8 protein-coding genes are annotated in these 11,065 nt (G+C 65.5%); 7 read left to right on the forward strand and 1 reads right to left on the reverse strand.

The genetic code is table 11. From position 1 onward, the window contains the following. The first annotated feature begins 151 nt into the window (after positions 1-151). A complete protein-coding gene (mtlD, locus tag DMX11_RS25345; RefSeq protein ID WP_110748424.1) occupies positions 152-2,296 on the forward strand; it encodes a bifunctional mannitol-1-phosphate dehydrogenase/phosphatase in 2,145 nt (714 codons plus the stop codon). A gap of 264 nt (positions 2,297-2,560) precedes the next feature. On the opposite strand, the gene DMX11_RS25350 is transcribed toward mtlD, so the two are convergent. Continuing rightward, positions 2,561-3,856: a DUF2235 domain-containing protein gene (locus DMX11_RS25350; RefSeq protein WP_110748427.1), complete on the reverse strand. Its 1,296-nt coding sequence runs from the start codon at positions 3,854-3,856 to the stop codon at positions 2,561-2,563. Positions 3,857-4,086: 230 nt separating this feature from the next. On the opposite strand from DMX11_RS25350, the gene DMX11_RS25355 reads away from it, so the two are divergent. The 6 genes from DMX11_RS25355 to DMX11_RS25380 are packed head-to-tail and all read left to right on the forward strand — an operon-like array spanning position 4,087 to position 10,898. After that, the gene (locus DMX11_RS25355) at positions 4,087-5,046 is read left to right on the forward strand and encodes a MoxR family ATPase (protein ID WP_110748431.1); all 960 of its coding nucleotides are present in this window, start codon (positions 4,087-4,089) and stop codon (positions 5,044-5,046) included. Between the two features lie 4 nt (positions 5,047-5,050). Then, on the forward strand, positions 5,051-5,995 hold the full coding sequence (locus tag DMX11_RS25360; RefSeq protein ID WP_110748449.1) for a DUF58 domain-containing protein: 945 nt from the start codon (positions 5,051-5,053) through the stop codon (positions 5,993-5,995). Further along, positions 5,992-6,486, forward strand: coding sequence for a DUF4381 domain-containing protein (locus DMX11_RS25365; protein WP_110748434.1), 495 nt, complete (start codon positions 5,992-5,994; stop codon positions 6,484-6,486). The genes DMX11_RS25360 and DMX11_RS25365 overlap by 4 nt, the downstream gene beginning before the upstream one ends. Continuing rightward, positions 6,479-7,555 (forward strand): VWA domain-containing protein, encoded by a 1,077-nt coding sequence (locus DMX11_RS25370; RefSeq protein ID WP_110748439.1) that lies wholly within the window; start codon positions 6,479-6,481, stop codon positions 7,553-7,555. The genes DMX11_RS25365 and DMX11_RS25370 overlap by 8 nt, the downstream gene beginning before the upstream one ends. Then, the gene (locus DMX11_RS25375) at positions 7,552-9,270 is read left to right on the forward strand and encodes a tetratricopeptide repeat protein (protein WP_110748444.1); all 1,719 of its coding nucleotides are present in this window, start codon (positions 7,552-7,554) and stop codon (positions 9,268-9,270) included. Before DMX11_RS25370 ends, DMX11_RS25375 begins: the two co-directional genes overlap by 4 nt. Further along, positions 9,267-10,898, forward strand: a complete 1,632-nt coding sequence (locus DMX11_RS25380) for a BatD family protein (RefSeq protein ID WP_110748447.1) — start codon at positions 9,267-9,269, stop codon at positions 10,896-10,898. The genes DMX11_RS25375 and DMX11_RS25380 overlap by 4 nt, the downstream gene beginning before the upstream one ends. The last annotated feature ends 167 nt before the right edge of the window (positions 10,899-11,065 follow it).

Here is an 11,065-nt window from a genome sequence, read left to right on the forward strand (position 1 = left end):
CCCCCCGCCCCGCCCCGCCTTACCTCTGCATCACCCCTGAGCGCCCCTGTCGACCGTGTGCCCCCTACCTGACTGCCATCGCTGCAGCTCACACACCGTACTCGCCTGTACCAGGCGGAAGGTCTGACACAACCACAAGGGGCAACACCTCATGCTTTTCTTTCACGGTAAACGAATTTTCAGCGCCATCTTCGATATGGATGGCACCCTCTTCGACACCGAGCGCTTGCGCTTCAAGACATTGAAGCAAGCCTCGCTGGAAATCTTCGGCAAGGCGTTGAGCGAGGACACACTGATCGGCTCGCTGGGTCTGAGCGCGACCAAGGCCGAAGCCCTGGCCAAGGCACATAACGGTGAAGATTTCCCCTACGCCGAAATCCGCAAACGCGCGGATGAGCTTGAGCTGGAGCACGTGCGCAATAACGGCGTACCGATCAAGGCCGGCCTGCTGGAGGTACTGGAACGCCTGCGCAAGTCGGGTTTGACCATGGCAGTTGCCACGTCCAGCCGCCGTGCCATTGCCGAGGAATACCTGATCAACGCCAATGTGCTGAAGTACTTCGACATCACCGTTTGTGGCGATGAAGTCAGCCAAGGCAAACCTCATCCCGAGATTTTCCTCAAAGCCGCCCGCGCGCTCAATTGCGAACCCGATCAGTGCTTCATGGTCGAGGATTCCGAGAACGGCATGCTGTCAGCCATCCGTGCCGAAGGCCAGGCGATCCTGATCGAAGACATCAAGCCGCCCGCAGCCGAGATCAAGGCAGGTGCGCTCAAGGCCTATCGCAGCATGCACGCGTTTCTCGCCGACCTGAGCGAGTGCGTACCCGACCTGGGCATGCCAGCGTTGAGCGAGCCGTTTCCGGCTTCGTTGAACCAGTTCAGCGTGGGTATCCATGGTTTCGGCGCGATCGGCGGTGGTTACCTGACACAGGTATTCTCCCATTGGGATGGCTACACCCGGCCCCGTGAAATCATCGCTGCGACCCGCTCGCGCATGCTGCGTGAAAGCGTCAATGCCTTCGGCCGCTACAGCGTGCGCTACGGGGCCACTTCGTTCGACCAGACCATCGACAATGTACGCATGATCGACATGGACGATGACGACGCCGTCATCGGCATGTACACCACTGCCGAAATCATCGGCCTGAGCCTGCCCGAGCAGGCCATCCGCAACCAGGCGAAGGTGATTGCCAAAGGGCTGCTGCAACGGTTCGAACGACGTGGCCGTGAGCTGACGCTGCTGATCGTGCTGAACAAGGTAGGCGGCGCCGCGTTCGTGCGCCGGCATGTGCAAGCGGAGCTGGCATTGCTGTGCCCGCCCGCGATTGGCAAGCAAGTGCTGGAAAAGACCCATTTCGCCGAAACGGTGGTCAGCCGCATCGTCTCCAAGCTCAGCAGCGACGCATTGGTGCGCCAGTTGCGCATCAAGTCGCAAATGTTCCAGAACAGTCTGGAAGACGAGCCGGCCGTCGCCACCAAGGCATCCACGCCAGTGCCTGAGTATGAACGACTGATCGGCCGCTTCAGGCCCTTCGCCCAGCCCAGCAGCGCGATGAGCCAGCTGCACTTGATCCTGTTCAACAGCGAACCCGACATGCCGCTGTATGCCGAGCACGGCAGCGGGCTGCTCGAACGCCTGCGCCAAGTAAAGACGGTGCCTGACATCAACCAGATCCAGGTCATCAAGAACCGCCTGTGGAACGGCCCCCATGCCATCGTTGCGTGGTATGCCAGCCTGCTGGGCCATGACTCGGTGGGCCAGGGTATGGGCGATGCACGCGTCAGCGAACTGGCCGAACGCCTGATTCGCCAGGAAGTCGGGCCCACCCTGGTGGCGGAGCACCCACAGATGGCGGAGGTGGTCAGCCGTTTTGGCGACACCTTCCTGGAACGCTGTGCAACCTCGTTCAAAGACCCTTGTGCCCGGGTGGGGCGCGACCCCTTGCGCAAGCTTCAGCGCAACGAACGCATCCTCAGCAGCATCGACCTTGCCCGCAAGCATGGTATCGAAACCCCAGCGCTGGCGTTTGGCGCGGCCCTGGCCATTCACCATGCGTTGCGCTGCAAAGACAGCAAAGACCAGGAAGCCCAGGCGATCCGACAGGTTTATCGGGATAACCGCGACAGCGTCGAGGCCGTGCTTACCCATGACAGTGACTGTAATGGGAAGCGTTTTCCAGGGCTGGACCCGATCAGGGATGCGCAACTGATTACCGCCATTTCAGATGCATTCCGGCACTACCTGCAAAGGCATACGGCGACCCGGCGGGACGACCTTTGCATAGGCGCTTAAGGTCTCCATAGGCCTGAAACCAGCGCAGTGAATGGCACCGGCGCCGCCGGTGCTCGCGGGGTGCCTGCCGGCGTTCGGCTGGAATGGCACAATGCTGATGGTGTAGCCGATCATGCCGCGAATTACAGGTGTAGACATGACCAGGCACCTTTGCCGTTGTTGAGGAAAGCCCCGCCATGTGTTCGCCGCAACAATTTCAGCGTCTGTGAGATCGAGCGCCGCGCGGGCGGCGCTTGATTTCGCGTAGAGCGACTGGATCATTCATCAAGCCGGGTTCGCATGCATCACTCGCCCCCCGGCCGCCGGCCGATTGACGAACAGCACGTCCAGCACACTGTTACGCAAACCCTTCACCGCATTCCAGTTTGCCGACGCATGCACGTACTTGTCGCGCAACAGCTGCTGTTCGTCCTCACTCAACCCCGGCTGCCTGGTTTCGCCCAAGGCAAACGCATGCAATTTGCGGCTGATCGGCAGCAACTCATCCGGTAACCGGTGTTCAGCCTGCCCACCCAACGGCGCAAACGGCACGCCAGCCCGTATCGCCAGCTCGCGCATCACGCTCAGGTACACTCGCGAAAGCTGCCCTGCCACTTCTCGCTCGCGGTACAGCGCCGCATACACCTGCTTTTGCGCCTCACTTGGCCGGCCGCCGGCAATCGGCTCCTCCCAGGTCAACACCCGCGGCCTGGGTTCACCCATTGCGGTATACGCCGAAGCCAGCAAGGTGCTCATCGTGGCATGCACCCGACTCTTACCCGCAGGCAGCCCCGCCGGCACCCGCTGGGACTGTGGCTTGCACAGCAGCACCTGTTCCAGCGTGACCTCCGGGTACCCCCCACCAATATTCGAATGCACACCCGGCACGACAATGTCGTGGCCACTGCCCACCAGCGGGAAGTTGTGCCGCTGCTCATCGCCCGCGACCAGTTGCACCAGGTGCCGGGCAATGCCGGCACCCAGGCCCACGCGCAGGCCGCCATGGCGGTTGTCGGCGGGGTCGAAGTCACCCTGTAACGGCGCGATGATCGCTGCCACGGTATCGAACAGCCCGATGAAGTTGATCGTGATGTCACACGCCACTGGTAACAGCCCGCCTGCGTCGTCGTGCAGCAGGTTGGCCAGGTGCCGCGCTGCGGCCGCGCCGCGGCTGAACCCGAACAGGTCGAACTCGACCCGGGCCAGCGATGCCTGCGGGTGCGCCCGGCACCAGCCCCGCAGTTGCCCGGCGATCCCCTGCAGCGCCTCGCCAACCCGGGCTTCAGCGCCGGTCCGCCCGCGCCCGGTCGCCGAGGCATAGACATGATCGGCCTCACCGGCCAAGGTGCCCACGCCCTCCACATAACGCTTCAGGAAGCGCAACGGCCCGCCAGCATCGGGCGAATCCGCCGGATACAGTGCGTGCAACAGGGCCACGTTGCTCAACGCGTCAGGGTTGCTGCCGCCCTGTTCGGCCATCGCCATGGCATTGTGCTGGTTGTTACCGGTGCCGTCGAAAAATAGCCCAAACCGCAAGGTCACGGGCGCAGGGTTTGCCCTGCTGTCGCTGCTCGATTTCATCTTCGTGCCTTCTGCTTGCCGAAAAAGCACAAGCAAGCGCCAGCACGCCGTCAGGTAACATCAGGCAAGGGCCAGGCAGCGGTGGGACATTTCGGACCGGCATGCCCCGATGGGTGGATAAATTTACCCGCTGCCATTGGTCGGCGCCCCCCCGGATGCATTAAAGTATCAACCCTCGCCCGGGCCGCTGCCTTCAGCCGCCGCAGGCCCCATACCAGGAACCGTCACCGATGGAACACCGTGAAGCGCTGACAGCGCTGCGCACCTTTCTTTCTTCCCAGATCCTAGGCCAGGAAAAACTGGTCGAACGGCTGTTGATCGTGCTGCTGGCCGACGGCCACATGCTGGTCGAAGGGGCACCGGGCCTGGCCAAGACCAAAGCCATCAAAGAACTCGCAGAAGGCATCGAAGCGCAGTTCCATCGCATACAGTTCACCCCCGACCTGCTCCCGGCAGACATCACCGGCACTGAAATCTACCGCCCGGAAACCGGCAGCTTCGTGTTCCAGCAGGGGCCAATCTTCCACAACCTGGTGCTGGCCGACGAAATCAACCGGGCCCCGGCCAAGGTCCAGTCGGCGCTGCTCGAAGCCATGGCCGAGCGCCAGGTCAGCGTGGGCCGCAGTACCTACGACCTGTCGCCACTGTTTCTGGTCATGGCCACGCAGAACCCGATCGAGCAGGAAGGCACCTATCCATTGCCCGAAGCCCAGCTCGACCGCTTCCTGATGCACGTCAAAATCGGCTTCCCCGACGCCGCCGTGGAGCGACGCATCCTGGCCCAGGCCCGCGGCGAGGCACTGGGGGGCGAAGTGAAGCCCGAGCGCCGGGTCAGCCAGCAGGCCATCTTTGCCGCGCGCAAGGAAATCCTTGGCCTGTACATGGCCGACGCGGTGGAGGAATACCTGGTCCAACTGGTGATGGCCACCCGCACCCCGGCCAAGTTCGACGCCGAACTGGCCGACTGGATCGCCTACGGCGCCAGCCCACGCGGTTCCATTTCACTGGACCGCTGCGCACGTGCCCACGCCTGGCTGGCCGGGCGCGACTTCGTCAGCCCCGAAGACATCCAGGCCGTGCTGTTCGACGTACTGCGCCACCGCATCATCCTCTCGTTCGAGGCCGAGGCAGCGGGGATAGACCAGGACCGCGTGGTCCAGCGCATCCTCGACGTCGTCGCCGTTGCCTGACCCCATGCCCACTGCCCAGCTGGCCGAACCCGGCATCCGCATCGGCCTTGCCGAGCTGATCGACATGCGCCACCGCGTGCGCGAAATCCAGCTGTTTTCCAAGCCTGGCCAGCGCAGCCCGCTGGTCGGCCTGCACCACTCCAAGCTGCGCGGGCGTGGCGTGGATTTCGACCAGGTGCGCGTCTACCAGGCCGGCGACGACGTGCGCAACATCGACTGGCGCGTCACCGCGCGCACCCAGGAACCGCACACCAAGTTGTTCCACGAGGAGCGCGAGCGGCCAATCTTCATTCTTGTCGAGCAAAGCCAGCGCCTGTTCTTCGGTTCGGGGCAGATGTTCAAGTCGGTGCTGGCGGCCCAGGCCGCGGCCCTGTTCGGCTGGGCGGCGCTGGGCCACAACGATCGCATCGGCGGGCTGGTGTTCGGCGATAACGACCCCCACGAAATCAAGCCCCGGCGCAGCAAGCAAAGCCTGCTGCAACTGCTCAACCGCCTGGCCAAGGTCAACCAGTCGCTGCACACCGAAGCCGTCCCCCAGGCCGACAGCCTTGGCCTGGCCCTGCGGCGGGCGCGTGAAGTACTGCGCCCGGGCAGCCTGGCCATTGTCATCTGTGACGAGCGCTCGTTGACCGCACAGTGCGAACAGCACCTCGCCATGCTCTCGCGCCATTGCGACTTGCTGCTGTTGCCTGTATCCGACCCGCTCGACCACGCCCTGCCCGCCGCCGGCCTGTTACGCTTTGCCCAGCGCAGCGCGCAGCTGGAACTCGACACCCTGGACGCCAACCTGCGCCATGCCTATCGCAAGCAGGCCGAGGCGCGCGTCGAACGCTGGGAGCTGATGGCCCAGAAGCTGCGCGTCGTGCTGATGCCGCTGAGCACGCAAAGCGAAATGATCGAGCAACTGCGCGAGTACCTGAACGCCCAGCGGCCACGGAGCGCGTCATGAACCCACTCGACCAGCTGCACCCGCTGCTCGACCCGGCACCGATCGGTCTGTGGCCACCGGCACCCGGCTGGTGGGCGCTGCTGGCCATCTTGCCAGTGCTGGGCTGGGGCCTATGGCGGCTGCGGCGCTGGCGCCCGGGCAAACGCCGCGTCGTACGCGCCGAGCAACCGCTGGACCCTGTACGTGTCGAGGCCCTGGCCGAGCTGGCCCGCCTGCCACGCCCGTACGATGGCGCGCCTGCCGGTGCCTGGCTGCAACAGATCAACGCCCTGCTGAAGCGCCTGTGCCGCAACCACTACCCGGGCGCCAACAGCCACACCCTCAACGGCCGCCAGTGGCTGGCGTTTCTCGACAACCGCTGCCCGGCCGCCGGCCTGACCCGCTGGATGGTGCTGGTCGAAGGCGCCTATAAACCCGAGTGCAAGCTCGACGACAAAGCCATTGCCGGCCTCAGCCAAGCCGTCGAAACCTGGATCCGCAAGCATGTTTGAACTGGCCTGGCCGTGGGTCTTCGCCCTGCTGCCGCTGCCGTGGCTGGCACGCCTGCTGCTGCCCGCCGCCGACAGCGGCGAGCCGGTGCTCAAGGTGGGTTTCCTCAACGAACTGGAAGGCTTGGCCGGGCGCCGGGCGCGGCTCAACCTGCCCACCTGGCGCCAGCAGGCGCCGTTCGTGATCATTTGGCTGTTGCTACTGTGCGCCGCTGCCCGCCCCCAGTGGCTGGGCGAACCGGTGCCGATCGCTGCCAGCGGCCGCGACCTGCTGGTGGCAGTGGATGTGTCCGGGTCGATGGACTTCCCCGACATGCAGTGGCAGAACGAGGACATCAGCCGCCTGGACCTGGTCAAGGCGCTGCTTGGCGACTTTCTGCAGGACCGTGAAGGCGACCGCGTGGGCCTGATCCTGTTCGGCAGCCAGGCCTACCTGCAGGCGCCGCTCACCTTCGATCGGCGCACCGTGCGCACGTTCCTCGACGAGGCGCAAATCGGCATCGCCGGCAAGAACACCGCTATCGGCGACGCCATTGGCCTGGCCGTCAAGCGCTTGCGCCAACGCCCGGCACAGAGCCGGGTGCTGGTACTGATCACTGACGGCGCCAACAACGGCGGGCAGATTCACCCGCTGACCGCCGCCCGCCTGGCAGCCCAGGAAGGCGTGCGCATCTACACCATCGGTATCGGGGCCAACCCCGAAGCCAGTGGCACCCCCGGGCTGCTCGGTCTCAACCCAAGCCTGGACCTGGACGAAGCCGCGCTCAAGGAAATTGCCGACATCACCCACGGTGCCTACTTCCGCGCCCATGACGGCGCCGAGCTGGACACCATCGGCGACACCCTCGACCAGCTCGAACCGGTGGCCCAGCAACCGACCCAGGCCCGCACGGCCCGGGCCCTGTACGCCTGGCCACTGGCCCTGGCGCTGCTGCTCAGCGTGCTGCTGGTGGTGGCCGTGCAGTGGCCCGACAACCTGCTGCAGCGCCTGATGCGCAAACCGCGCTTCCTGCAGCCGCACCCGGAATGGCGCCAGCGCCTGAAGCGCCTGCGTTTAAGGAGGCGGCGATGATCGACCTGTGGCCACAATGGCTGCGCCCGCTGTGGCTGCTCGCCGTGCCCCTGCTCGGCTGGCTGCTGTTCAAGTTGTGGCACCGGCGCAAGCGCGCCGGGCGCTGGCAGATGATCCTGCCACCGGCGTTCCATGGCGTGCTGCTGGGCGGCGGTAGCGGCAGCACCAGCAAGCTGCCGTGGGTGGCGCTGGGCCTGGCCTGGCTTCTGGTGATCCTGGCGCTGCTCGGGCCCAGCTGGCAGCGCGTGGCAGAAAGCCGCCAGCGCCCGGCCGACCCGCTGGTGATCCTGCTGGAACTGACCCCGCAGATGCTTGCCGAGGACAGCCCGCCCAACCGCCTGGAACAGGCCCGGCGCAAAATACTCGACCTGCTGGAGCACCGCCTCGACAGCCAGACGGCGCTGGTGGTGTATGCCGGCTCCGCGCACACGGTTGTGCCGCTGTCTGACGACCTGGCCACCACCCGCAACTTGCTCGAGGCCATCGACCCGTCGATCATGCCAAAACCCGGCCAGCGTGCCGATCTGGCCGTGCAAAAAGGCCTGGCGCTTCTGGCCCAGAGCGGCCTCGGCCAAGGCCGCCTGCTGCTGATAGGCTCGGCGCTCAGCCCCGCCGAGCGCCAGGGCATCGTCCAGGCCCTCGGCCGCCAGGGCCCAAGCCTGTTGATGCTGGGCATCGGCAGCCGCGAAGGCGCCCCGGTGCGCCAGGCCAATGGCGAATACCTTAAAGACGACCAGGGCGGCATCCTCTTGCCTCGCCTGGACAGCGCCAGCCTGAAGGGTTTCATCAGCGGCACTGGCGGGCGCTACCGGCATGCCCGCATTGACGACCTCGACCTGCGTGGCCTGGGCCTGTTCGACAACCCGCGGCGCGGGCGCAACGACGGTCAAACCCTGCAACTGGACAGCTGGGCCGACCAAGGCTACTGGCTGCTGCTTCCCTTGTTGCTGCTGGCCGCCTGTGGCGGCCGGCGCGGCTGGCTGTTCTGCCTGCCGCTGCTTGTGGCCCTGCCGCAGCCCAGCCAAGCCTTCGAGTTCAACGATTTGTGGCTACGCCCCGACCAGCAAGGCCAGCGCTTGCTGCAACAAAACCGCCCGGCCAGCGCGGCGCGCCACTTCCACGACCCGCAGTGGCGCGGCATGGCGCTGTACCAGGCTGGCGACTACGCCGGTGCCGCCGAGGCATTTTCCCAAGGCGACACGGCCGCAGCCCACTACAATCGAGGCAATGCCCTGGCCCACAGCGGCGAACTGGAAGCCGCCCTGGACGCCTACGAACAAGCGCTGGAGCGCCAGCCCGACCTGCAAGCGGCACTGGACAACCAGGCTCTGGTGCAGCAAATGCTGCAACAGCGTGAAGCCAAGGCCGAGGAGCAAACGCCCGGCAACGATGCCCAAGGCACGCCCGGTAGCGAAACCGAAGGCAACAGCAGTTCGGCGAGCAGCCCTGCCCAAGGCACACCCGGCAACGAAGAACAAGCCAGCGCCGAACAGCCCGGCGAAAGCAGCAGCAACAGCCAGGCCACGCCCGGTAACCAGGCCGGGGGGGACGACAGCGTCATCCAGCCGCCACAGCGCCCGGTATCGACCAGCCTCGACGCAGAACAGCGCCAGGCCCTGGAACAATGGCTGCGGGAGATCCCCGACAACCCGGCGGAACTGCTGCGGCGCAAATTCTGGTATGAACAGCAATTGCAACAGGAAAACCCACGATGAGTCGCTTCGGCGTCTTTCTCTTCACCCTGCTATGGGCTGTACTGGCCCACGCCGAACCGCTCCTGCAGGCCAGCGTCGACCGTACCCGCCTGGAAGCCGGCGAAAGCCTGGAACTGACCCTGGAAAGCCAGGACGTCACCCAGTTCGGCAAACCCGACCTGCGGGCCCTGGAAGGCGACTTCGAAGTGCGCGGCACGCGCCAGCTGAACAGCCTGCACACCCTCGACGGTGAAACCCGTGCCAGCACTCGCTGGATCATCACCCTGCTACCTAGGCGCAGCGGCAGCCTGCGCATTCCCGAACTGCAACTGGGCCAGTCACACAGCCAGGCCATCGAACTGCAAGTACTGCAGGCCGATGCCAGCCGGCAAGACACCTCTCAAGTGTTCATCGAGGCAACCCTCGACAGCAGCGACGTCTACGTCCAGGCCCAGGCCGTGCTGACCTTGCGCATCTACCACTCGGTAGCGCTGTATGACGACAGCAGCCTGAGCCCGCTGCAGCTGGAAAACGCCAAGGTCGAGCCGCTGGGCGAATCGCGCACCTATGAGAAGGAAATCAACGGCGTACGCCATGGCGTGATTGAAACGCGCTATGCCGTTAATGCCCAGCAAAGCGGCACCCTTGAAATCCCACCGTTGACCTTCACCGCTACTGCTGCGGCCAGCAACGACGAAGCCGCGCAGACCAACGGCACGGCCCGCGCCGGTCGCCAGGTGCAGGTCAGTTCACTGCCCTTGCGCCTCAGCGTGCGGCCAATTCCGGCAGCCTGGCCTGCCGGCGTGCCGTGGCTGCCAGCGCGCAGCCTGAGCCTGGAAGAACATTGGAACCCCGACCCCGGCAGCCAGCCGGTGCAGATTGGCGACTCGCTGACGCGCAATATCACCCTGCGCGCAGAAGGCTTGTCCAGCACCCAGTTGCCACCACTGCCGGCCACTGAGATCACCGGCCTGCGCCGCTATCCCGACCAGCCGCTGCTGCGCAACGAAATCAACGAACGCGGCATGACCGCCAACCGCGAAGAGCGCGAAGCCCTGGTACCGACCCACGCCGGCACCCTGGCCCTGCCGGCCCTGGAAGTGGCCTGGTGGAACACCCGCGAGGACCACCTGGAGCACAGCAGCCTGCCGGCGCGCACGCTGAACGTGCAGGACAACCCGGCGCTGAGCGCCGACACCCCGGTGGGTGACAACAGCAGCGCCAGCACCCTGCTGTGGCCCTGGCAACTGGCCACACTGGTGTTCGCCCTGACCACCGTGCTGGGCTTTGCCCTGTGGTGGCGCGCCCGTTCGCGGCCGGCGGTGCTGCGCGCCGCGCAGAACGGGCCAAGCCCACGCACCTTGCTGGACGACCTCAAGCGGGCATGCCAGGCAAACGACCCCCAGGCTACGCGCCAGGCGCTGGATGCCTGGGCCCGGCAGCAACCGGAAACCCTGGCCGAGATGGCGGCGCGCTTCGTGCCGTTGTCGGATGCGCTGGATGGGTTGAACGGGGCGTTGTACAGTGAGAGTGGGCAGTATTGGCAGGGGGAGGATTTGTGGCGGGCGATTGGTACCATTCCGCCGGCTGAACAGGTGCTGCTGCCGGCGGGTGAGAATGGCAGCTTGCCGCCGCTCTATCCCAAGTAGGCGGCGGGGGTTCGTCGTAAGGGTTTCAGTGCCTGTGGACTCGAGCGCCGCCCGCGCGGCGCATCGCGAGCTGCGCTCGCTCCTTGTATGTTGTGTCTGACCTGGCCAGAGAGGTTATTCTCGTCAGGTTCAAGAAGCACTTCCGGGGAGACCGATCGCTCCTGAAG

This window comes from Pseudomonas sp. LB-090624 (assembly GCF_003205205.1).
GTDB lineage: Bacteria > Pseudomonadota > Gammaproteobacteria > Pseudomonadales > Pseudomonadaceae > Aquipseudomonas.